20 protein-coding genes and 1 riboswitch are annotated in these 22,873 nt (G+C 40.7%); of the genes, 10 read left to right on the top strand and 10 right to left on the bottom strand.

Annotated features, from left to right (window positions below; genetic code table 11):
• Positions 1–151 precede the first annotated feature (151 nt).
• A complete protein-coding gene (gene dapA / locus TOL2_RS03035) occupies positions 152–1,186 on the top strand; it encodes a 4-hydroxy-tetrahydrodipicolinate synthase (protein WP_014956078.1) in 1,035 nt (344 codons plus the stop codon).
• Positions 1,187–1,252: 66 nt separating this feature from the next.
• Here the strand turns inward: dapA and TOL2_RS03030 are convergent, their stop codons facing one another.
• Positions 1,253–2,050, bottom strand: a complete 798-nt coding sequence (locus TOL2_RS03030; protein ID WP_014956077.1) for a YkgJ family cysteine cluster protein — start codon at positions 2,048–2,050, stop codon at positions 1,253–1,255.
• Positions 2,051–2,284: 234 nt separating this feature from the next.
• On the opposite strand from TOL2_RS03030, the gene galU reads away from it, so the two are divergent.
• A complete protein-coding gene (gene galU / locus TOL2_RS03025) occupies positions 2,285–3,157 on the top strand; it encodes a UTP--glucose-1-phosphate uridylyltransferase GalU (RefSeq protein WP_014956076.1) in 873 nt (290 codons plus the stop codon).
• Positions 3,158–3,163: 6 nt separating this feature from the next.
• Here galU and TOL2_RS03020 read toward each other — a convergent pair whose 3' ends face one another.
• From TOL2_RS03020 to TOL2_RS03010, 3 genes are all read right to left on the bottom strand, one after another.
• On the bottom strand, positions 3,164–3,742 hold the full coding sequence (locus TOL2_RS03020) for a lytic transglycosylase domain-containing protein (protein ID WP_041279220.1): 579 nt from the start codon (positions 3,740–3,742) through the stop codon (positions 3,164–3,166).
• Positions 3,743–3,842: 100 nt separating this feature from the next.
• On the bottom strand, positions 3,843–4,244 hold the full coding sequence (locus TOL2_RS03015) for a hypothetical protein (protein WP_148278038.1): 402 nt from the start codon (positions 4,242–4,244) through the stop codon (positions 3,843–3,845).
• A gap of 40 nt (positions 4,245–4,284) precedes the next feature.
• A complete protein-coding gene (locus TOL2_RS03010) occupies positions 4,285–7,722 on the bottom strand; it encodes a UvrD-helicase domain-containing protein (protein WP_014956073.1) in 3,438 nt (1,145 codons plus the stop codon).
• A 197-nt stretch (positions 7,723–7,919) separates the two neighbouring features.
• On the opposite strand from TOL2_RS03010, the gene TOL2_RS03005 reads away from it, so the two are divergent.
• Positions 7,920–8,915, top strand: coding sequence for a thioredoxin family protein (locus tag TOL2_RS03005; RefSeq protein WP_014956072.1), 996 nt, complete (start codon positions 7,920–7,922; stop codon positions 8,913–8,915).
• A 185-nt stretch (positions 8,916–9,100) separates the two neighbouring features.
• On the opposite strand, the gene TOL2_RS03000 is transcribed toward TOL2_RS03005, so the two are convergent.
• Positions 9,101–10,879, bottom strand: a complete 1,779-nt coding sequence (locus tag TOL2_RS03000; protein ID WP_014956071.1) for a DUF4214 domain-containing protein — start codon at positions 10,877–10,879, stop codon at positions 9,101–9,103.
• Between the two features lie 238 nt (positions 10,880–11,117).
• Positions 11,118–11,969, bottom strand: coding sequence for a hypothetical protein (locus tag TOL2_RS02995; protein WP_148278037.1), 852 nt, complete (start codon positions 11,967–11,969; stop codon positions 11,118–11,120).
• 295 nt (positions 11,970–12,264) lie between these two features.
• On the opposite strand from TOL2_RS02995, the gene TOL2_RS02990 reads away from it, so the two are divergent.
• From TOL2_RS02990 to TOL2_RS02980, 3 genes are read left to right on the top strand one after another with little or no spacing between them, the layout of a single operon-like run.
• Positions 12,265–12,615: a cupin domain-containing protein gene (locus tag TOL2_RS02990; RefSeq protein ID WP_014956069.1), complete on the top strand. Its 351-nt coding sequence runs from the start codon at positions 12,265–12,267 to the stop codon at positions 12,613–12,615.
• The gene (locus TOL2_RS02985; RefSeq protein ID WP_014956068.1) at positions 12,612–14,237 is read left to right on the top strand and encodes a hypothetical protein; all 1,626 of its coding nucleotides are present in this window, start codon (positions 12,612–12,614) and stop codon (positions 14,235–14,237) included. The genes TOL2_RS02990 and TOL2_RS02985 overlap by 4 nt, the downstream gene beginning before the upstream one ends.
• A gap of 14 nt (positions 14,238–14,251) precedes the next feature.
• Entirely contained in the window at positions 14,252–14,662 is a 411-nt protein-coding gene (locus tag TOL2_RS02980) for a hypothetical protein (protein ID WP_041279219.1), read from the top strand.
• Between the two features lie 72 nt (positions 14,663–14,734).
• Here TOL2_RS02980 and gdhA read toward each other — a convergent pair whose 3' ends face one another.
• Entirely contained in the window at positions 14,735–16,084 is a 1,350-nt protein-coding gene (gene gdhA / locus TOL2_RS02975) for an NADP-specific glutamate dehydrogenase (RefSeq protein ID WP_014956067.1), read from the bottom strand.
• 409 nt (positions 16,085–16,493) lie between these two features.
• On the opposite strand from gdhA, the gene TOL2_RS23380 reads away from it, so the two are divergent.
• On the top strand, positions 16,494–17,453 hold the full coding sequence (locus TOL2_RS23380; RefSeq protein WP_014956066.1) for a MaoC family dehydratase: 960 nt from the start codon (positions 16,494–16,496) through the stop codon (positions 17,451–17,453).
• 12 nt (positions 17,454–17,465) lie between these two features.
• Here the strand turns inward: TOL2_RS23380 and TOL2_RS02965 are convergent, their stop codons facing one another.
• The 3 genes from TOL2_RS02965 to TOL2_RS23375 form a co-directional block, all read right to left on the bottom strand.
• A complete protein-coding gene (locus TOL2_RS02965) occupies positions 17,466–17,687 on the bottom strand; it encodes a hypothetical protein (RefSeq protein WP_014956065.1) in 222 nt (73 codons plus the stop codon).
• 13 nt (positions 17,688–17,700) lie between these two features.
• A complete protein-coding gene (locus TOL2_RS02960) occupies positions 17,701–18,579 on the bottom strand; it encodes a substrate-binding domain-containing protein (protein ID WP_014956064.1) in 879 nt (292 codons plus the stop codon).
• A gap of 333 nt (positions 18,580–18,912) precedes the next feature.
• Complete coding sequence (locus TOL2_RS23375) at positions 18,913–20,151, bottom strand: nucleotide-binding protein (protein ID WP_148278036.1); 1,239 nt, start codon at positions 20,149–20,151, stop codon at positions 18,913–18,915.
• A gap of 422 nt (positions 20,152–20,573) precedes the next feature.
• On the opposite strand from TOL2_RS23375, the gene TOL2_RS02950 reads away from it, so the two are divergent.
• From TOL2_RS02950 to TOL2_RS02940, 3 genes are all read left to right on the top strand, one after another.
• Positions 20,574–21,176, top strand: a complete 603-nt coding sequence (locus TOL2_RS02950) for an FmdE family protein (RefSeq protein WP_014956062.1) — start codon at positions 20,574–20,576, stop codon at positions 21,174–21,176.
• Between the two features lie 73 nt (positions 21,177–21,249).
• A riboswitch (cobalamin riboswitch) is annotated at positions 21,250–21,451 on the top strand.
• Between the two features lie 73 nt (positions 21,452–21,524).
• On the top strand, positions 21,525–22,628 hold the full coding sequence (trpD, locus tag TOL2_RS02945; protein ID WP_014956061.1) for an anthranilate phosphoribosyltransferase: 1,104 nt from the start codon (positions 21,525–21,527) through the stop codon (positions 22,626–22,628).
• Between the two features lie 43 nt (positions 22,629–22,671).
• Complete coding sequence (locus tag TOL2_RS02940; RefSeq protein ID WP_041279218.1) at positions 22,672–22,872, top strand: hypothetical protein; 201 nt, start codon at positions 22,672–22,674, stop codon at positions 22,870–22,872.
• Position 22,873: the final 1 nt, after the last annotated feature.

The raw sequence follows: 22,873 nt of genomic DNA, 5'->3' as shown, positions 1-22,873 counted from the left end.
ATATACTATTTCTGATACAACTTTGTGTCAAGACCCCTTTAAAATAATCACCAATTTTAATTTTGGCTTGAACCAAGCCAAGAGTTGTGATAGCACCTGAATCTAGGAAAATCCATTTAGAAACAATTTATTTACATGCCAGGAGTAAAATATGAAGCCAGGGTGCTATACAGCATTAATTACCCCTTTTAATCAAGCAGGAGAACTTGATCAAAAGGGACTTGAACAGCTTATCAACTTTCAGATTGAAAATGGTATCACAGGAATACTTGCAACAGGAACCACTGGTGAAAGCCCGACATTCAAATGGACGGAACACGATGACGTAATTGCCCAGGTTGCCAAACATGCAAAAGACAAATGTCTCACAATTGCCGGAACAGGAAGCAATAACACCGCAGAAGCTCTGGAAGCTGTGGGCAATGCTGCAAAAAAAGGGATTGATGCAGTCCTTTTGGTGGACCCTTATTACAATGGACCCAGCTCCCTTGAAATCAGAAGGGAATACTATGAGGTCATTGCCAAGCAATTCCCGGATGTAAATATTATTCCTTATATTATTCCGGGCAGAACCGGTGCGCAGATGCTGCCCCAGGACCTTGCCATCCTGGCAAAAAATTTTTCAAATGTATCCTGCGTAAAAGAAGCAACAGGAAATATTGAAAACATGCAACTTACCCGTAAATTTTGCGGCAATGACTTTAAAATATTCTCAGGGGATGACGCCCTGGTTTATGACGTGATGACTGATCCGAAAATCAAGGCATGCGGAGGGATTTCAGTCATGTCCAACATTGCCCCGAAATTTATGACTCAGATGATCTTGCAGCTCAACCAGGCAGATACAAACGGAGCCATGAAAATCCAGCAGGCCTTAAAACCACTGCTTGACCTTGTGGTAGTTACCACACAAGAAGATTCCGAGTTCGGACCCGTCACTTGCAGGGCAAGAAATCCTCTTCCATTAAAAACTTTGATGCAGTTATTGGGCATGCCGTCAGGTCCCTGCCGCAAACCCTTGGGAAAAATGACCCTCAAAGGCTTTCAAATCCTTTTGGATGCCGCAAAAAGCGTCCAGGCCCATAACCCGGAAATTTTTGAACCGGTTGCGTCATTTTTTAATGTAAACATTGAAGAGCGGTTGAACGACACCAAATCCCACGCAAGTCTCTGGTATACTTATTAAATAAAATTCAAACAGGCCATTTGCATTGCAATATGGCCTGTTTGAAAAACACTTGAACCCGATTTCTTACTGTTTATTTTTTTCTTTTACCTTAAAGTTTTCCCGTCCTGTTTGAAAAAAGCCAGCTTTAAGCCATTCAAATCCAAACTGCAATAATGAGATATCATCTTTTTTAATTTCTTCAATTTTTTCCTTTGGAAAATCATATCTTTCAAGAAATGTGCTGTTAAAAACAAAGTTCCTGAACTTGTCGATATTATAGCAAACCATAAAAAACATCTTTTTGCTTTCTTCGGTAAGTTTCATACTCAGCGGCAATGATTTTTTCCTGACAATCAGTTCCATCCATCCGTCATTTACCTTGTCACGAAGATCAACGCCCTGATCAGCTCTCCAGTCTGCAACAGTCCATTCTTTGTTTTCATCAAACCCCATGCAATGATCTTCTTTCACCGTGAAAAAAAACTCATCTTTTTCGCCTTTTTCACCGGAATAACTTAAAGACCCGACTCCCAACGGATAGTATCTGCAGGTTGTGGGGCGGTCTTCATATATGACACATCCGTCCTTGTCTTCCACAAAAGGACACGATTTTCTCTCATCATCCAGAAGTTTAAGCGTTACCACGGGAAGATCAGCCTTTTCAAGAATCTGTGGGTCCGTAAATACGGCAAGAAATTCCTCGGACGTCAAATCGAGTTTTTTGCGCATGGTTAAAATATCGTAGGGGGTCAGCATAATATCAATTCCCCGGCAGCAGTCGGTAAAACATTTGACGCCTTTATGGCAATTAAACCGAAATTTACTTTGCAAGCTGAGTTGTTCCGGTGGTATTCCAGATGTTTTCTGGGTTGTATCAGTCATTAGAACTTCCTTCTCTAAAATTATCATGATCGCTTAAGGATATGAACCATACAAAAAAAAATCAATAATGTCAAACCATTACAAACTTTACAACTCATCTTAATAATACGAATATCATACATATTCAATCAAAATAAATTTGACATATGATTGAATTCAAAATAAACAATAAAACCATATCATAAATGTTATACTCGCTGATCATGACGCACGAAATCATCCAAAGGAGTTTTCATGAAAATCAAAAAGGCTGTTTTTCCGGTAGCAGGACTTGGCACGAGATTTATCCCCGCAACCAAAGCCATGGCTAAAGAGATGCTCACTGTTGTTGACAAACCCATCATCCAGTATGCGGTTGAAGAAGCCTTTGAAGCCGGTATCGAACAGATTATTTTTGTTACGGGCCGTGGGAAAAAAGCACTTGAAGACCATTTTGACAGGTCTTATGAAATAGAACACGCACTACAGGAAAAAGGCAAAGACGATCTTTTAAAACAAATCCAGGAACTTGTTCCCAAAACAGGCAACATTATTTATACCCGTCAGCACCAGCCTTTGGGCCTGGGTCATGCCATATTGTGTGCAAAAGATATTGTCGGAGATGAGCCGTTTGCAGTACTTCTGGCTGATGACCTTATCCAGACCGATAAACCCGTTCTTTCCGAAATGGTAAAAAAATTCGACCGGTTACGGGCATCCATGGCTGCGGTCATGGAAGTGGAAAAAGACCAGACAGACAAATACGGCATCCTTGATGCCCAACAGGTGGAAGAAGATATTTTCCGAATCGACGATATGGTGGAAAAACCAAGTCCGGACCAAGCCCCTTCCAACCTTGCCATTATAGGCCGCTATATCCTCACCCCCAAAATTTTTGAATATTTAGAAAAAAAAGAAAAAGGCGCGGGAGGAGAAATCCAGCTTACCGATGCCATGAAAACCCTTCTCAAAGAACAGCCGATCTATGGATATAAATTTAAGGGAACACGCTTTGACTGTGGAGATAAAGCAGGATTCCAGATGGCCAACCTTTCATTTGCCCTTGAAAGACCGGACCTGAGAGACAGGCTGATAAAATTCATACGAGAAATTCAAAAAAAATATTAGGCACACTCAGGAATTTTTATACTGACTATAAATTTTCATCACTTTTCTGACATAATTTTGTGTTTCTTTGTACGGGGGAATCCGCTGATACTTATCAACAGCCTGTGGCCCTGCATTATAAGCTGCAAGCACCAGTGGAAGTTTATGCTCGTAGCGCATCAACAGCCGCTTAAGATAAAGGGTTCCCCCCATGATATTCTGCAAAGGATTAAAAGGGTCTTCCACAAAAAGGGATTTAAAATTGGCAGGCATAATCTGCATAAGGCCTTTTGCGCCTCTTTTTGAAACCGCCCTTTCGTTAAAATCTGATTCTGCTTTAATCACCGCCTTGATCAAAAAAAACTCAACACCATATTTTTTTTGGGCTTTCTTGATAAAATCATCATATTTGCGAATATAGGCCAGAGAGTTTATTTTTTTGGGTTTTTCTTTGATGTATACTTTGTAATCAGTTGATGTGGGGACATTTGTAAAATGGATAATACCGCTGCCGTCAATATACATATAGATATCGCCGGCAGCATTGCCAGCACAAACCATGCAATAAAAACAAATCCATAAAAAAAGGCCTGTTTTTTTTACCATTTTCCCCAATTTATATGAAAGTCTTAAAAAATTCACACAGAGACTTTCAATCTTTGTTGTGGGCAAATCTTAAATAAAATACCCAATATGCCCATGGCAGTTATTTGTTTTTGTCTTTGTATGCTTTTAAGATAAATTTTCCCGGAAACTTGGAGTTTGCCACATATTTTCCCAGATTGTCCAGAAAGGTTTTGACAAGCGCGTCAAACACATCGTCTTTTTCATGATCCATGATAAAGTTGCGCTCAACCCTGTATTCATACATTGCATTGCCACCCAGAGTCGCCAGGATATCTTCAAATTTAAACTCAGACAGGGGTTCATCAGAAAACAGATCTTGTTTGATTTTAATATCCATATTCGCCTTCATGATAACCACATAAGCATCTTCACTAACTTTTCTGGACCAATCTGATATCACAAGAGTCTGATTATTTTCCAGTTCAATTTCCCTGACTATTTTTTCTTTCACTATCTCTTTTGCAACTATTTTAGATTCCATTTTTATCCTGCATTTTTCAATTCCATCAATTAAACCATAATCAAAACAATTCCAGTTGTTTTGCTTTCTTTTTCACTGACAATTTAACAGGCGCTTTTTCCACCTGTGTCAGTTTTGCTTCAATATCCTCAATAAAAAAAGATCGTTGCCTTTTTTTAATGGTGCCAAATATGCGTCTTTTTTTTGCATAAGTCAAACAAAGAATGTCCATGGCCCGTGTCATGCCAACATAGAACAGACGACGCTCTTCTTCAAGATCATCTGTGGTTTCACCATCCTTTGCAAAAGGGACAAGCCCTTGTTCACACCCCGCAACAAACACAACCGGAAATTCAAGCCCTTTGGCAGCATGCAGAGTCATTAAAGAGACTTTTTGTGTATTAAACTCCAAAATATCAGCATCCTGGTTCAAGGCAACCGCATCCAGAAAACCCCTTAAATCATCGTGAAGAATACCGATGGATAAAAGTTTTTCAAAAATTTGCTTTGTTTTATCATTGCTTTCAATGATCGGTTTTAAATCCGCCTTTTCAAACAAAAGCCTTAACCCTGTTTCAGTGTCACACTGCCTGATCTCCTCTTGAAGGCACTTGAGCTTTTGTGCAATCATGACAATATTCTGTCTTGTTGCAGCTTTGATCCCGCTGATATCTGTTTGCACAAATTCATCCAGAATATCCTGATTTGTTTTGCAGGCGTCATTATACGCTTTATGAAAAATTTCTTTTCCTTTTTTACCCAGCCTAACGCCAAAATGATCAAAAACAATCTCAACATCAATAAAGCACTCATTTTGGGACATGATCCTGCAAAGACTGATCAATTGCCGGATACCTTCAATATCAACCATATTTTTTTTATCGGCTGCCTGAAAAGGAATACCCTCTTTTTCAAACAGATCAATAAAAATCTCGCACTGTTTTCGTGTTCGATAAAGAACGGCAAAATCTGCAAAACAATACTCTTTTGTTTCGTCCTGATCGGTCTTGCCCGCGTCCATTGAAAAAAAAGAGGTTCCCCCCACAAGCTTTTCAATCATCTTGCCAATGACTACGGCTTCAGCCTTTTCACTTGCTGCCTCCTTGATGATCAGTTTTTTTTGAGTTTCCACATCTGAAAAAATCTTGAATTTTTCCTCATTGTCCAAAGAGTTGCTGATCATTTGAAAAGACGCGTCAAGAATGGTCTGGGTGGACCTGTAATTTTGAGTCAAAAAAAATTTTTCACATCCTGGAAAATCATCTTCAAATAGTTTGAAATATTTATTGTCCGATCCTCTGAACCCGTATATGGACTGATCTGGATCACCAATCACAAAAATATGGTTATCTTGTGATATCAATTTGACAAACACATACTGTCCAAAATTCAAATCCTGGTATTCATCAATAAAAATATATTGATACTGTTTGCGGACACTTGCCAGAATATTTTCTTCGCAGTTGAGCATGTTTATTGTCATTGCCATCAGATCTTCAAAATCAACCACATTATGCTCCTTGCAAAGAACCTGGTAGGCTTGATAAATTTTTTTAAATGACGCTAATTCACCCTGGTGTACGAATTTTTCAAGGGGTATGAATTTTTCAAGATCATCCTCCGGCCTCAGCAAGTTTTGTTTGCACAGACTGATCAATTGATCTGTTTTGTTTACCTGACCCTTTTTACTGTTTTCTTTCGTAATTTCAATATGTTCCAAGGACTCTATGGCTTCTTTGACCAGTGAAAGCCTTATTGGATCATCAACAATAACAGCATCAAATGCCTTGTACTCTTTTAAAAGCTTAAGGCAAAAAGAATGAAAAGTTGCCGCCAGAACAGGTGTTTTGGCTTTGGTCATATAATTGTCCATGCGCTGTCCAAGCTGTGTTGCCGCTTTATTGGTAAATGTCAGGGCAAGGATGGACAAAGGATCAATATTTTTTTTGGATATCAGCCAGGCAATTTTTGCAGTCAAAGTTCTGGTTTTGCCCGTACCTGGTCCGGCCTGGATAACCACGGCCCTTGCAGATGATTCAACCGCCTTTTGCTGTTCAGGATTCAGACCGGCCAACAGATCCCGGTTATGATTTGCGGGTCTTGTTTGCCGGGGCTTTTCTTTATTGTTTTGATTTTTTTCATTATTTTTCTCAGCACCCGGCTTTTTAACCACTGCCTTTGCATTTTTTTTTGCTTTTTTGGCAGGAAGCTTAAACAAAAGATTGTTGTCTCCTTTTAAACGTTCTTTTTCCTGCCTGGAAAAAAGGTTGACCTTCCCGTATTCGCCGTCATAACCGGGATCAATGTTGACATCCCCTGTTCGCATCTTTTGTACGGCCTCTGCCAGCAGGGGTATGTTGGCGGTTTTTATCTCTTCAAAAGATTTATCCAGAAGGATGCCAAGCTCCGGCCCAAGATTTTCAATGGCCTTTTGATAATATGTTGCCACTTTTTTGGTTTTAGGACCCACCTCAAAAATTTCCGAAAGCATATCAGCAAGGGGAATAATGCTTTGATATCCATGCCGATTTTCCGGCACATACCCTTCCGGTCTTTGCGACAGTTCCTGGACCCGGTTGAGCACTCCATAGGTAACCTTTTTACCGCATTCGGGACAGATGCCGTCAATCTGGTCGGTGGCGGCGGGATTCAGACAGATATTGCATTTCCTGTGGCCGTCATAATGGTATTTGCCCTGGTGGGGAAACATATCCAAAGTACCCTGGTAATGTTCAAGATCATTTTTTTCAAGAGCCTGGCGCATATGAAAAAAACTCAACTCCGTGTCAAACACGGATGCATTGCGTCCCAGATATCCTGGGGAATGGGCATCTGAATTGGACAGCAGACGGACATTGTCCAGATCCTTGATCCGCCAGTTCATGGGAGGATCGGAAGACAATCCCGTTTCAACGGCAAAGATATGCTCTTTTAAAGAACCAAAACACTCTTCAATGGAATCAAATCCCGATTTTGACCCGAACATGGAAAACCAGGGGGTCCAGATGTGGGCCGGCACAAAAAAGCCCTTGTCATTGACATCCAGCATGATGGCAAGCAGGTCGGCTGCATCCAGTCCCAGTATGGGACGGCCGTCGGATTTAATGTTACCGATGGCATCCAGCCTGGCATTGAATTTTTTCACACTGGCAATATCGGGAAAATAGACCAGGTTATGGTTTTTCCTCACCCGGTCGTCTTTCTTGTAAATATTGCTGATCTCGGTCTGCAAAATAAACCGTACAGGGTTCCGGCAATTTTCAGGAACGGTTTTGTCGATATCCCTTGCAATCTCTTTTTTCAGGGAAAACATTCCCGGCTCGGTTTCTTCAATCTTGGACTCAATCTCGTCAATCCAGGCTGGATAGGTAAAATCCCCGGTTCCGACAACCGTAATGCCTTTCATCTGTGCCGTATAATAAAGATTTTCAAAATCAAGATTTTTGGCCGTAGCCCTTGAATACTTGGAGTGAACATGAAGGTCAGCAATAAATTTCATTTTTTCTGCCCGATTATAGATCAATATAAAGGTTAAAATCCGGTTACAGGTTCAATAATTACATGATTTGCCCTTAATTTAAAAGCATGAATCTGCTAAAGAAGAGCTGTCACCCCTGCAATAAAAATAAAAGGGATTGCAATGCACCGTATTCAAGATATACATCTAACCTTATACAATCAAATGGAAGGCTTACTATGAACATATTTGACACAGCATCCAAAACCTTGATCCAAACCTGGGATCAAACAATCAAAGAACCGGTCAAGATAAAACTGATCGCCACGGATCACGCTGAGAACTCTCAATTTGCAAATTTTACCCGCCAGATGGCAGATGCCACATCAAAGCTGGTCATTGAATCTGAGAAAGGAGAAAAAGACCTGCCGGGGTTCTTGCTCAAAGAGAACATCACCTATTCAGCCCTTCCCCTAAAAAAAGAACTGGACCCGTTTCTTGACGCCCTGTCACAGGTCAACGGCACCCCACCCATGCTGGCCCAATCCGACCTTTCCGAGAATGTTCAAAGCACACTTGATAAAATAGACATCCCGGTGCGGTTAACACTTTATATTGCTCTTGAGTGCCCCCATTGTCCCAATGTGGTCAGAACTGTCATCCCCATTGCGTTGAATTGCAAAAACATAAATCTTCATATCATTGACGGCAGTTTGTTTAGTGAAACCGCACAAAAAGACGGCGTAATGTCAGCACCCTGCCTGATCCTTGATGATGATTTCAGATGGACCGGTAATGTTACGGCAGATGAAATTGTCAATATGATAGTGGGACGTGATCCGTCACAATTAAGTGCCGGAACCCTGAAAAACATTCTCGAACAGGGGGACGCATCCTGGATAGCCCGGCAGATGATTGAAAAGCAGAATATTTTTGACGCCTTTATCAAACTTTTACTGCATGACACCTGGTCAGTCAGGCTGGGAGCCATGGTAATCGTGGAGGAACTTGCCGAAACTGACCCGAAACTGGCTGCCCGTCTGTGCCCCGTTCTGATCAGCCTGTTTGATGAAACCGATCCCCCTGTTCAGGGAGATATTCTCTATGCCCTGGGAGAAACCGGAGACAGAAAAACAGCAGACTGGATCAAAGAAAAACTTGCCGAACTTGACCATGAAGACCTAGTTGACGCTGCCAAGGAAGCTTTGGAAACTCTGGAGACCAATAATGGATAACCCCTTACTCCTTTCCCGGCCAAAACACAATTACATGTAACAACTCCGTTAATCGACCAATATGATCTTATTGCCTATCCTGAAAGCGGATACTACAAAAAGATTTTGGATAGGTACAGCCTGATAGGCTGTACCATAGTCCAGGAATTTGATTTTACAGACTGCTAAGTCATTTTTTTAATTTTCTAATATTTTGTACCTTTTATTGTTGAAGTAGCTTGACAGCTGTCATAACCATCCGTCCATGTAGCACTTCCTGTCCCTTGAAATGAAGACCCATCACTTGCGAATGTAACATTATAAACAGCATCAACAGTTCCACCATCTTCATACCAGGTTGAAGTGATTGTGGCAGAAGTTCCGGATAAGTTTCCTGATCCGCATATCCCTTCTGAATCAAAAAAAGTAACACTGCAACCATTTTGCTGGATATTAATAATATTATAATAATCGTAATCTGCAGTTGGTCCACCACAATTTTGCAAATTCCTGATTTCTGTAACAGAATACCTTGAACCGATCAAATCAATACATGCTGATGGTTCTGGATCTGTAAAAGTAGAATTAATCCCATAATTTTCACAAAGGTTTATAAACTCCTGAGCCGATGTAAATCCGTCAAGAACCGAGGAACGGCTTAGATCATTGGCAATTTGATCCATCCAATGATTATAACCGGATGTATCCGGTTCTCTATCAAAAAAGGCCTTATAAAGTATAGTTATAAATTCAGAATCAGATGTATTTCGATTCTGAAACTCTTCACTGAAAATAAAAGACTCTGCAAGATCAGCTCCGGCTTGATCACCGTTGTAAAGACTATTAGTCCAATGATTGAGTCCTCCAGTGTCAGGCTCACGACTAAGGCATTGTTGATAAAAACGGGTAACAAACCCTTGAACAGACGTGTCGTTTGAAGAAGAAGTTGCTTTAATCCCATAATCTTCACAAAGATTTATAAATTCCTGAGCCGATGTAAATCCGTCAAGAACCGAGGAACGGCTCATGCCATCGGCAATTTGATTCATCCAGTGATTATAGCCATCCGTATCCGGTGTTCTATTAAAAAATGCATTATAAAGAATAGTTACAAACTCAGAATCAGATGTATTTAAATGCTGAAACTCTTCACTGAAAACAAAATTCTCTGCGAGTTCATCCCCTGCCTTATCTCCATTGTTTAGGCTATTCATCCAATGATTGAGCCCATCAGTGTCAGGTTCTCTGTTAAGACATTGTTGATAAAAACGTGTTATAAATACTTCTACATTATCGCTACCAGAATCCTTAGTCTCTGAATCTTCACCATTGCAGTCCTGGTCAACTCCATCTCCTGTGATTTCAGTCGCTCCTGGGTGAATACTTGAGTCGTAATCATTGCAATCAGTGTTGTCTGTTACATATCCTGAAGGTTGAGAAGCAACTTCGTAGGGACTGTTTGGATCACCATAACCATCATTATCAGCATCTCGATAGTAGGTTTTTAATATAGTAGTTGTTATTCCACCACCACTTATTAAATTACCTTGCCAATTGCCTGAATATTTTGATGGCCAACCAAATTGATTAAAAGAAATACTATAGTTTCCATTTCCAGAATTATCTGAAGTTGTTCCGTTAACGTCTAATGTAAAGGTTGCTGTATTATAGCCTACAGGGGCACCAGAAGCTGTTGCTGTGCCTGTGGCGCTAAATGATAAAGATTGTCCAGATATTGTAACTATTGCATTTGTAAAAGGGCAATTAACATAATTTCCTTTATAAACATAAGTCCACTCTCCATCCGTTCTAATAGAGCCGTCTGAATTTTCTTTTAATGTCCATTGTCCATAACCTGACCCAGAATCAACACTTGTTTCCCATTCTTCAGAATTAATAAGATCTGCATAAGCTAATGAATTAAAAACCCAAAAAAGGGATAGTGCTATAACATTAAAAATAAAAAATGATTTCAATTTTCTCATATATTGCTCCTTTGTATTTAATTACACATTAGGGATTTAAACGAAAAAAGAACCAAAACTCACCAGCACCAAGGCTTGATCAAATTTGTATCCTTTCGGTAAGCGTGCGAGAATTGTACGATCGATTATGTTATATCCAACACATTTTTAAATTTCAAGGATGTTTTATCCTGAGTAGTTTGATTTACAGACTTCAAGCAGAATAATTCAGAGTGTTATCAAATCCTGAATCCTTGTTTTACAGAGGTATGCATATCAAAATCTTTGTTAAAGATTCGAGAATTTCATTTGTGGGATTGTCTAAACTTATTTCATCAAATTTTACAGATTTTATAAATTTTGATGCCCTTTTTCTTCTTTGCAATCCCGAAATTTTAATAGAAATATCACCTCCGCCTTCTGCTGCATAATCGACAAGACTTCTGATATTATCATTTTCCTGATTTATGTCCAAAGCATTACCATTGAAACTATTGAGTTCCAAATTTATTTTATGCGAATTTGTAAGCTTATTGATTGTTCCCAAATCCAAGCTTAATATTTTTGATGTTTCCTTCATATCAGGGGATATCAATTCAAATTTCAAAGCGATTATATCCTCTTTATATTCATTGATTAATGCCCAGAATTTATTTTTTTGAAATTTCGCCTCTACATGCATAACAAAGTCGTATTTATATAATTGATCCTGAACAGCATTTTTTATTAAATTAGCAACTACCTGAGTACTGCTAAAAGCCTTTCTGTTTATAGATATGGCTATTGTTTGAATTTCAGGATGATTATTTATAATAACTGTAACATGAGGCCAATCTTCCAAATTTTCTTTGTCAAAATCAGGTTTATTGTTTTTGATCTCTTTTTTAGCACCAATTTTTAGAATATGCCAATCGTGCTTTTCATATATGACTTTCTGTATTGTAGACAGTTTTTTATGTTTTATTTCAGGAAAATCAGCTAAAATTGTTCCCAAAAATTTATTTTTATTTTTAATAAGGGTTTCAATATTTTCAAACAAGTCTAATTGTATATTGCGACTCTTCGAAAGCAATTGAAATCGATATAATTCAAAATTTTTATTTATTTTCACAATATTGCAACTCACTATTATTAAATATATTCATGCTAACCAGTTGTTAACAATCCACTTTCCTCAATATTTTTTTAAAATCCATTATCAAGGAAAAGCAAACATATCTCATTCCACTCCGGCAGTCACCTTAAAATCAGGAAAAAATCCTACTTTTTTATTTTTTACAGCTAACCATCCTATCGTTAAAAGACAAATTAATTGATTGATTTGTCCAAAACATTACCATATAAAATATAGACAGATATAACATTCAAATCTGAATCACTTTGCAAATAAGGAACCTATAAAAAAAATGAAAGTGGTCAATTATAAAGATGTCTTGCCGGTTGTCATGAGCAATGAGACTGTTAAAAACGTTGCCGGCAGGGTTATGATCGGAAAACAAGACGGGGCAAAAAACTTTTGCATGAGAGTGTTTGAAATGGGCAAAAACGGGTATACCCCCAGGCACACCCATGATTGGGAACATGAAGTATTTGTCCACACAGGCACAGGAGAAGTGCTTATAGAGGATCATTGGCACCCCTTGTCGGAAGGATCGGCCATATTTATTCCGGCAAACATAGAACACCAGTTCAAAAACACATCGGACAAGACCTTTACCTTTGTCTGCCTGATACCGTCGGGAGCACCTGAATTATGATAACCCCAAGATCCTGTGTGGGAGAGGACGCCCGGTTTATCGTAGGAATTCACAAGCCTGGTTTTGAAGTGAAAAACTTAAGAAACCATGACCATATTGCATCTCTCGGGCAGCTTGAAGACGGCACGATAGTTGACAACAGTGTCAATTTCCCCGATGCGGATCTTTATGAACCCTGTGCAGACATTATTTATGAAATTGCCAACCCGTTTCCCTTCAGGGGCACCACATATATCAACTCTGCATGGGCCGATGTAAAAGCTGAACACCCCGAGACCATAGGTATCTCAAAACCGGCTCCCTGCTCTTTGCTTCAAAACTTTGAAAAGTTCCAGGCAAATAAAACCACGGGAATCAAAAACAAAAAAGCCCTTCTGGACATTCTGCCGCATCCGCTTACCATTGCACTGGCCCAGGCATCCACAGACCCCGAAGAACTGATGCTTCTGGCAAAAAAATCCTGCCGTATCCTTTTTGATCCTGATAATCAGAGTCCTGCCGGGATCGGATATACAAAGGATCAAAACGACAAGCTGATCCCGGAAATCCATGACCATGAACTTTTTGAAGTGCTTGTGAACAACCGGTATCTTCCTGATGACTATAAAAATGCCCTGGTGCTGAAACCTGGGGTACAGGGAAACAATGAAATTACAGGCGAATATCTGTCTGAAGACGGGAAAACCCATGTATTTGAATACCTGAGACGAAATTCCTATATTCCCTGGGGCCATTTTGCATCAAACATGGCCAATGACGCCATCCGGTACAGGGCATTGGATCTTTGCGATGAAGACATGAAAGGCATTCGTCATTTATACTACCAGCGCGCCTTTGTAAGAGTTGCTGCCGGGCTTGGCATTTGTCTGCCCGACAAAAAAGCATGCTTAACTCAAAACCGGCTTGAAGATCTCAGGAAGGCCCTGCAGGCAAAACTCAACCAGACCCCGGCTCCTTGCCTAGAATTTGACAATACCCTGTGGGGATGGAACTTTGGATTCGGATATGCCCAGTCCGGCCACAGGCTGCATGCCTCCCACCAGATGATACACCAGCAAAATGCCATGATCCCGAAACTTGTTCAAACCGATTCAGGTCAAACAATACCGTCCTTTTCCTGCGGTGACCTTATCAATGATTTTATAAGGCAGTACAAAGATGCAACGGGCAAAGGATTTTTCAAAACCTATTTAAAAGCAATTAAGCACAACACAAGAACGGACGGCAAAAAAGGCAATCAATCCTCCCTAATACTGATGGAAGATGACCAGGTTATTTTATTTGTGCCCAAGGCCCAGATAAGTGAATGGGAACTGCAGCTTATGCCCAAAATCGCTTGCGGTAATATTATTGAAGCAGATATCAAGATGAGAAATTCTCTGGACCAAGCCATCCTGACCGCCGTAAAGACACTTGAATCCCTTGGGGCAAACTTTGTAACCTCCATTGAATTTTCAAAACGGTTTGATTCAAAAATTCATGATCAACACATGTTGTATTCCTTTATCCCGAGACTTCCCTATGCGCCCGACACCTTTTCCGAAGCCCAGTTAAGATGGATCAGCGGATGTTATCCCGAGGATTTTGCCCATGCCTGCCGAATGGCAATCAAAACTTTTTAACAAAGGAAAGAAAAATGATTCTGCATGATTTTATTTATGAATGGGACGGAAAAACAACCAAAGGTGAAAAGCCGGTTTCATGGTGGCCTGGATCATACCATGTTAAAATTGTTAAACTGGGAACCGATAAAAACAACATCAGCTACCTTGTTCCCATTGCCGTTATCTTGAAAAATGCCAAAACCCAGCCGAGCATGATGAACACATCCTTAAAAAACTATATCCATAATTTTGCCCAAAAACTGTCAAAAGAGTATAATCTGAATATCAGCAAGACCCTGTGGATTGAAATAGATGATAAAATCAGGGTGGCTGTTTTAACCCCTGTTCAAAAAAATGTCCCTGAAACACTTTATTCCATATCCTGGCGGTCTATCCGGCCCAACGAACTTGCGATGATCAAACCCTATATTTTTGACATGTAAGAATGATTCGATAAAAAAATTGCAAAAAAAATCACAGGCCTTTTTGAACAGGAGTTAAACAATCATGACAGATCAAACAATCCCCTGATCCATCATTGAATCCGCGACTTTAATAAATCCGGCAATATTGGCACCATTAACATAGTTGCCGGGAGTTCCATATTCTTCCGAAGCCAAAAGACATGATGCATGAATGCTTTGCATGATGGATTTAAGCCGGGATTCCACTTCCTGCCTGGACCACCTGATTCTCATTGAATTCTGGGACATTTCAAGCCCGGATACGGCGACACCGCCGGCATTGGCTGCCTTGCCGGGTGCATAAAGTATATTATTGTCAAGAAATATATCAATCCCGTCCGGCATGGTGGGCATGTTCGCCCCTTCACTGACCATATAGACACCATTGTTCACCAGATTCTGGGCATCTTTTGCATTGATTTCATTTTGAGTGGCACTGGGAAACACACAGTCAGCCTTGTGATTCCATAACGGGTTGTGGTCAGTCCCCGCATCAAAAGCCGTATAGACCGCTTTGGGATATTTTTCGGCATACTCCTTGATCCTTCCGCGTTTGACGTTTTTCAGGTACATGATATATTGAAGTTTGGCGTCATCAATCCCTTTTTCATCATAAACATATCCGGAAGAATCTGAAAGCGTTAGCACCTTTGCCCCCAGATGGTTCAGTTTTTCAATGGTATACTGGGCAACATTGCCGGAGCCTGAAACAAGACAAACCTTGTCCTTAAGGCTTTGTTTACGGGTACTCAGCATTTCATCGGCAAAAAACACCGAACCATAACCGGTTGCTTCCGGCCTGATAAGGCTTCCGCCCCAGTTAAGACTTTTGCCGGTCAGAACACCGGAGAATTCATTTTTCAATTTTTTATACATCCCGAAAAGGTATCCGATCTCTCTTCCGCCAACACCAATGTCCCCTGCCGGGACATCCGTATAAGGGCCTAAATAACGAAACAGTTCGCACATGAAACTCTGGCAGAAGCGCATGACTTCATTGTCTGATTTGCCTTTGGGATCAAAATCCGATCCTCCTTTTCCACCTCCTATAGGCAAAGTGGTCAATGCATTTTTAAAGACTTGTTCAAATGCAAGAAATTTCATAATGGAAAGATTTACAGAAGGATGGAAACGCATTCCTCCCTTGTAAGGCCCTATGGCGCTGTTCATCTGGACTCTGAAGCCTCGGTTGACCCGAACCTGCCCCTGGTCATCCATCCAGGGAACCCTGAACTGAACCACACGTTCCGGCTCAATGAGTCTTTCCATAATACCTGCATGACGGTATTCGGGATTCCTGTCCAGAACCGGCTTTACCGACTCAATCACTTCTGTGACCGCCTGATGGAACTCTTTTTCAAATGGATCTCTTGCCATTACAATATCAAGTATTGAATCCATTTTCCGCCTCCTGTTAAAATAAGTGTTAAATTCAACTTTCGGGCATAGGCTTGTGCCACCTTGATTTGCCAACAACAAAGGTTGAAAGTCACTGTTTGGATCTTTATCGTTTGCATCCCGGTCGTAAGAGCAGTACAAGATACAATGGTAACAAATTTCATTTCATAGAGGATCGGTTTGTCAGACTATAAATATTTTTTTTCGCTGGATTAAGGCTTTTTTTGATTTAAAAACCAAATTAATCTTTAATTAAAATAACACTTTTCATGATCAAATAACACTTTTTTATTAAACAGCCACGGTCAGATATGGCCATTTTATGCTATAATCAGGTCACATTGGTTTGCACACAACAAAACATGAAAGTCATTATTGACTTCCCCCTGAGCAAGGATAAATTAAAAACCCTATGAAAAATAATCCGCCAATTATAGACATTCCACTGACCGGGTATGAAACCATTTTTGAGATAAAAAAGAACCCTTCCTTTAAAAGCCAAATGGGTTTTATTTTTCTCAAGGCCGTGTTGATTTCTCCTTTTCGCACCAATACGATTGCAGATAATGCGATTATGAAAACCACCCGGATGATCCTGAAAAATTATTTGCCTGATAAACAGCGAATCAAACAGTATAGAAAAATCTGTGCATTTTCAGAGGACAACAGGATTGATATCATACCCATATCCTATTTTCAGACACTTTTTATCGGGCTTATAGGCAGGTTTATCACCTCTTGTTTTTTTCCGGTTAATCCATTGGGGCTGATCCATATTTTTCAGTCTTTTGAACAAAAAAGAGCTGTGACAACCAATGAAATTCTTGATCTTGCCTGCATCCTTTCAGGTGTTAGAAAAACTCCAAAAGGCATTGAAACCGATTTTACTCTGGAAGTGATGTCAGGCAAAACTCTTGTATGGCAGGGTGTCTCAACTTTTTTAACCAAAAACCGTGTAAACAAGAAAAAACCATCAAAGAAAAAAAGTGACATCTTTTTAGCCAAAAAAGAGACCATTTTTGTGCCGTCAGAAACCGGCAGAAAATATGCAGCCGTCTCAGGGGATTACAATCCCCATCACCTCCACACGTTACCTGCAAAACTTTTTGGATTCAAAAGAGCCATTGCCCATGGCATGTGGAGCTTAGCAAGGGTTACAGCAAGCCTTGACAGGGAATTTGGCATTCAGGATGCCGCCATGATTGAAGCGGCTTTCAAACTGCCGATTTTCCTGCCCGCAACAACTATTCTGGGGTATGACCGCCAAAACCATACACAAGGCCATCCGCCTATTGTTCATTTTGAACTCAGAGACAAACACCAGGGACTGCCCCATTTAAAAGGAAGATTGCTGTATAAAAATCAAGGTTAAGCGCTATGAGATTTATCTGTTTTGATTCTCTTTTTCAATTTCAAAAACCAAATCATCATGCGTTTTAACAGATGCTAACAGTGCTTTGCTGAATTCATCGGGATTTAAAGAATTTTCATCCACAAACATGGCAAATGGATTTGAAGACAATGTTTTCCTGTCCGGCAGGGCAGTGCTTTTTCTATTAAAATTAACCGGTATAACATTGTCCGGGAATTTTCTGAGTTTACTCACTATAAGTCTCCTTTTAATGGTTGTATTGTTTGGCATATTCTGCATCATTGTACATAGCTTCCCCATATAAGCCTTTCCCGTATTCACCAACAATTTTCTGACCTTGTTTTGACGCAATAAAATCAATAAATTTTGAAGCAAATTCTTGAGACTTGCCATTCCCGACGGGCTGGCAAAGGCCATGGTAAGTATTGATTAAAACAGGATCTCCTTTAAACAAAACTTTCAAATTTTTAATATCTTTTTTACCAGCCACCCAGGTTGATGAATCTGTCATAAAATACCCGTTTATCTGATCCGCTTTTTTCAAAGTGGCCATCATAAATGTTTTTGTGATAATATACCAATTGCCTTCATACCAGTCCCCTTCAGGATCAATGCAGGCTTTTTTCCAGATGGCAAGTTCCTTTTTGTTGGTCCCGGAATTATCACCTCGAGAAAGGAAGTTTGATTGGCTTTTTGCAATCCTGGCATAGGCATCAGCAGCACTTTTTGCATATGCAATGCCTGCCGGATCACTTTTGGGACCAACTATATAAAACTCATTAGATCCGATAAGAACTCTTTTAATGGCCCAGCCGTCTTTAACAGCCTGTTTTTCAGCAGCAGGCGCATGAACCATAGCAATATCCACTTTTTTATTTTTGAGAAGCTCTAAAGATTTACCCGACCCTGCCTTTATCCAGCACATGGATGTGTTGTGTTCTCTGTTAAATACTTCGGCAAGCTCTTTTAGCAAACCCAGTTCACCAGGACTGCCGGTAGCCAATTTAACTGAAAGAATTCCATTTCCATAGGTTGCTTTGCAGGTATCTGCTTGGCAGATTCCAGCCAGAATTAAAACAAATAAAATCAATAAGAATCCCAATTTTATTTTTTTTGAAATTTTCATTTTATTATTCCTTTATCTTGTTTGTATTCAAGGAAATTTCAGCCTCCCGTCCTCACAGCTAAAAATAGCCTAATAGTTATATTATTGGTTTGTATTTGTCAATATATTCACCAATATTAAAAATATTGCAGCTTAAAGAGACTTATAATAACCAAAAACATCTTAAAAAGAGTTTGAGCCAATTGCAATTAGAAAAAGAATTTATTGGGAATGGTTATGAATTTATTTGAAGTTGCAGAAAATAAAAAAATCAAGCACCTTAACTCAAATATGGCAGCCTCTTCTGCAATCAAGTTCAGGAGCTTGGAAAATAAGATATGCTTTATATATATTTTAAAGGATGATATTGCTCAGGAGAGTCTTTGATAGTCCGTCCAGCAAAAGGGCAAAACTGCCGTTACTGTCTGTGGAAACCCATGGAACAAGAGTTCTGGCGCTTCTCTCAATGTCGGTCATAAACGGCAGGTTGCAAAGATGGTTTACATCAATGGTGAGGTTCTGCTTTGCCACCTGTTGAATCCTTTTTACAGGTTCAAGGGCTGCATTTGCATCATTTGTCTTGTTTACAATGATGTGGGGGAAAAAACCTGAGATGGCCTGATTAACAATACCCAGTCCTGACGGACATTCCTGTTTGATTTTTGCCCTGAAAACATTCATGTCTGATACCCCTCTCCCATTTTGAGGCAGGGTCATGTCCTGGATAAGATTTTTTAAAACACCGGTTGTTTCTCCTGAATAATCCGACTCTGGCCCAAACAAACGATTCAGTTTTCGATATAAAGCCACTTTGATGAATGTATAGGCGTCCAGATATGAGGCAGGATCGCATGTTGTCATCACAACACCCTGATCTGCTGCAAGAAAAAAATCAAGCATATTATAGGAGGTATCACCTCCCAAATCAATGACAACACAATCGGCATCAATTGTTTTTATCGCTTTCAACAATTTGAGTTTTCGGGCAAACGGAATATTACCGGCTCCCAGCCTGCCGCTGTCACCGCCGATCAGGTAAGGGCCGAAATCAGTTTTTTCCATGATATCTGAGATGGCAAGCTCTTTTTTATCAAAAAAATCATTGATATTCTTTTTTATACGGGTTTTGCCAAGATACAGGTGCAGATTAGCCCCTCCCAGATCCAGATCCACGGCAACTGTTTTCAGTCCTTTGTTGGACAGGGAAACGCTCAGATTGGCTGTGACCAGACTTTTTCCTATACCGCCCTTTGCTCCGCCTACAGCAATAACAACCGGTCGCTTTTGAGGTTTATTCTCCGGCTGTTTTACATCTGTAGGCCTGTCATCATGGACTCTTTGCGACAGATACTCATAAGATTTTTTTATTTTGATGAAACGTTCTTTTCTTTTCAGGATCATTTCTTCTGTTTCATTGCCATGAAGATCCGGATGGTACAGCTTTGCTTTTTCCCTGAATGCTTTTTTAATCATGTTGCGGTCGAGACTGACAATAAAAGCATTATCCCTTGCATGGATGGGAGAAAAAAGATAAGCACATGCTATTTGAAGCTTGTGCAGTTCATGATCCATCTGTTCCAACTCCGTACTCACAGGTTAACATTCCAACGCACCGAACCAATAAGGTCATATGCTAAATTTATCAGCAATCGCAATAGAATAATTCAGCAATTTTAATACAAGCTGTACAAAAAATCAATCACTGCTGCAGTCCCAAATCCACCGCATATTTTTTTAAGACCTGTCCAAAGGCAAATCAGTGGATTTGGAAAAAACAAAACCCTTGACTTCCTGAAAACCATCCACTATGAGTTGTCATTAATAATAATTACGGCAGAAGCCGTGTGCCATGCCGGCGACAACGCTGGAAACAAGAAATTTACCGTCACAATGGCGGTTGCAGCATAACGTAATATAATAAAAGGCCACGAAGGTCAGCCTGTTTTAAGACAGGGATGAATCTTTGTGGCCTTTTTTTTTGTTTAAAACGCTAAAGCAACAAAGGAAAAAAAATTATGAACGTACAGGAAATCATGAACAGCAATGATTTTAAGCAATGCGTGTCATTTCACGGACATGTCTGTCCAGGGGTGTCCATCGGCTATAAGGCAGCCAAAGCAGGTATGGCATGGCTTAAAGAAAACCGATCCGAAGATGAAGAAATCATCGCCATTGTCGAAACAAACGCCTGTTCAGCTGACGCGGTACAGGTTCTGACAGGTTGCACCTTTGGAAAGGGAAATTTTATTCACAAGGATTACGGAAAAATGGTACTGACCCTGCTCAGCCGCAACTCAGGCAAAGGCGTCCGGGTCGCGGTAAAAGCGGGCACAAGCGGGCTTGCCCCGGAACACATGGAACTGATCCGGAAAATGATTGATGGAAAATTGACTGATACCGAGCAGGAACAGTTCCAGGAACTTCATCTTCAAAAAAGCATGTCGATTCTGGAAACCCCGGACCAAGAACTGTTTACAATCAGAGAAACCTCCATGGAACTGCCGCAAAAGGCGCGCATTGAACCTTCCGAACCTTGTTCGCGCTGCAAAGAACCGGTCATGAAATCCAAGCTGAAAGATGTGGACGGCCAAATGGTATGCCAAGACTGCTGTAACTGACACAGTTCAACCCCCGGCCGTGATGGCCGGGGGTCTTTTATGGATTGACAAAATAACGCCCGGAAAGGTATAACCTTTTTTAAGGTATCAAGGTGCCGGGATTGCCGATACGGCCTTCCCGAGGTTAAAAGGAAAGACGGTGCAAATCCGTCACATGCCAGCCGTTGCCGTGATCGGGGACAAAAACTGCAATATGTCACTCTGTTTAAAAGGGGAAGACGCAGTGATTAGGATGATCCGTAAGTCGGAAAGCCTGCCTTAATACTGATTTACAGGATTCTTTGCTGGAACAAGATCCTTTTGAATAAAATTATGATTATTAATCAGTGATTATTCAGGAGATCTATTATGTCCCAGACAATTAACAGGGAATTCGGAACAATTATCACCCGCCTTATCCAAAAAAAAAATCTCACCCGAAATGAGGCAAAACAAGCGTTTGTTTGTGTTTTAAACAATACAGTCACCGACATGCACCAGGGTGCTTTCCTGGCAGCGTTGACCGCCAAAGGCGAAACCAAAGAAGAAGTGGCAGGTTCCTGGGAGGCCATTTATGATCTTGACACAACCAAAGTAAAATTAAACCATGAGATCAAAACCGTTGACAACAGCGGCACTGGAATGGACACCTTTAAAACATTCAATATCAGCACTGCCGCCTCCATTATTGCGGCTGCAGGCGGCATCCCCATGGCAAGGCACGGTGCCCGGGCCATCACATCCGTGTGCGGAACCGTTGACATGGCAGAGGCCCTGGGTGTTGATGTGGAATGCACGGCTGATATTGTTGCCAAAAGCATTGAAACCGTAAGTCTTGGCCTGTTTAACGGCATGAGCCCCCATATTCACCCCATGGCATTGGGCCGCATCCTGTCTCAAATCTATTTCGGGTCCACACTTAACATTGCCGCATCCCTTGCCAACCCGGCCCTGCCGTCCATCGGAGTAAGGGGCGTATATTCAAGGGAAATGATCCGGCCTGTGTCAGATGTCATGCAGGAAATAGGCTATCAAAATGCCATTGTTCTGCACGGTTCCATTGAAGACTCAGACAAGGGCATGGATGAAGCCTCGGTCTGCGGAATCACCCATTGCGCGCAAATCCAGGAAAATAAAAAAACAAACGAATTTACCATTGACCCTAAAAAACTGGGCCTTGCCGTGAAAAACCATACGGAACTGTCGCCTGAACAAGACATTGAAACCGAATCAAAACGTTTTGCCGCCCTGATCAACAACCAGGAAAACAGTGCCAGGAAAGACGCGGCACTGCTCAATGCAGGCCTGATTTTCCTTGCTGCAAGAAAAGCCAAAGATGTGGAAGATGGAATCCAACAGGCAACAAAACTTCTGGAAGCAGGAACAGCATTTGAAACCCTGGAAAACTGGGTAAAAGCCCAGAATACAGATCCCAAAAAAGGACTAAAAAAACTTCACCGCCTAATGCAATAAAACGGACGCAATAAAACTGATGCAATAAAAAGGGAATAATAAAATGGAACTTTTGATTATCAAATCCGGTAAAGACTATATCCGGTTCAAAGATGACGATTACCTGTTGGTCAAGCTTGAAAAAGCCAGCGTCTTCACTTTTGAGCAGATGGACCTTGTCCGGCAGCATGAATCATGTCTCAAAGAAAACGGATTTAACAATGTATGCATAAAAAAACTCGTTCTGACGGAAGAGGAGTTATAAC

The organism is Desulfobacula toluolica Tol2 (genome assembly GCF_000307105.1).
Lineage (GTDB): Bacteria > Desulfobacterota > Desulfobacteria > Desulfobacterales > Desulfobacteraceae > Desulfobacula > Desulfobacula toluolica.
This window is presented reverse-complemented; position numbering and strand designations above follow the sequence as displayed.

What these genes read in the sequence shown, in the direction of transcription:
- dapA (WP_014956078.1), top strand. Translation starts at nt 152, where the DNA reads ATGAAGCCAGGGTGCTATACAGCATTAATTACCCCTTTTAATCAAGCA.
- TOL2_RS03030 (WP_014956077.1), bottom strand. Translation starts at nt 2,050, where the DNA reads ATGACTGATACAACCCAGAAAACATCTGGAATACCACCGGAACAACTC.
- galU (WP_014956076.1), top strand. Translation starts at nt 2,285, where the DNA reads ATGAAAATCAAAAAGGCTGTTTTTCCGGTAGCAGGACTTGGCACGAGA.
- TOL2_RS03020 (WP_041279220.1), bottom strand. Translation starts at nt 3,742, where the DNA reads ATGGTAAAAAAAACAGGCCTTTTTTTATGGATTTGTTTTTATTGCATG.
- TOL2_RS03015 (WP_148278038.1), bottom strand. Translation starts at nt 4,244, where the DNA reads ATGGAATCTAAAATAGTTGCAAAAGAGATAGTGAAAGAAAAAATAGTC.
- TOL2_RS03010 (WP_014956073.1), bottom strand. Translation starts at nt 7,722, where the DNA reads ATGAAATTTATTGCTGACCTTCATGTTCACTCCAAGTATTCAAGGGCT.
- TOL2_RS03005 (WP_014956072.1), top strand. Translation starts at nt 7,920, where the DNA reads ATGAACATATTTGACACAGCATCCAAAACCTTGATCCAAACCTGGGAT.
- TOL2_RS03000 (WP_014956071.1), bottom strand. Translation starts at nt 10,879, where the DNA reads ATGAGAAAATTGAAATCATTTTTTATTTTTAATGTTATAGCACTATCC.
- TOL2_RS02990 (WP_014956069.1), top strand. Translation starts at nt 12,265, where the DNA reads ATGAAAGTGGTCAATTATAAAGATGTCTTGCCGGTTGTCATGAGCAAT.
- TOL2_RS02985 (WP_014956068.1), top strand. Translation starts at nt 12,612, where the DNA reads ATGATAACCCCAAGATCCTGTGTGGGAGAGGACGCCCGGTTTATCGTA.
- TOL2_RS02980 (WP_041279219.1), top strand. Translation starts at nt 14,252, where the DNA reads ATGATTCTGCATGATTTTATTTATGAATGGGACGGAAAAACAACCAAA.
- gdhA (WP_014956067.1), bottom strand. Translation starts at nt 16,084, where the DNA reads ATGGATTCAATACTTGATATTGTAATGGCAAGAGATCCATTTGAAAAA.
- TOL2_RS23380 (WP_014956066.1), top strand. Translation starts at nt 16,494, where the DNA reads ATGAAAAATAATCCGCCAATTATAGACATTCCACTGACCGGGTATGAA.
- TOL2_RS02960 (WP_014956064.1), bottom strand. Translation starts at nt 18,579, where the DNA reads ATGAAAATTTCAAAAAAAATAAAATTGGGATTCTTATTGATTTTATTT.
- TOL2_RS02950 (WP_014956062.1), top strand. Translation starts at nt 20,574, where the DNA reads ATGAACGTACAGGAAATCATGAACAGCAATGATTTTAAGCAATGCGTG.
- trpD (WP_014956061.1), top strand. Translation starts at nt 21,525, where the DNA reads ATGTCCCAGACAATTAACAGGGAATTCGGAACAATTATCACCCGCCTT.
- TOL2_RS02940 (WP_041279218.1), top strand. Translation starts at nt 22,672, where the DNA reads ATGGAACTTTTGATTATCAAATCCGGTAAAGACTATATCCGGTTCAAA.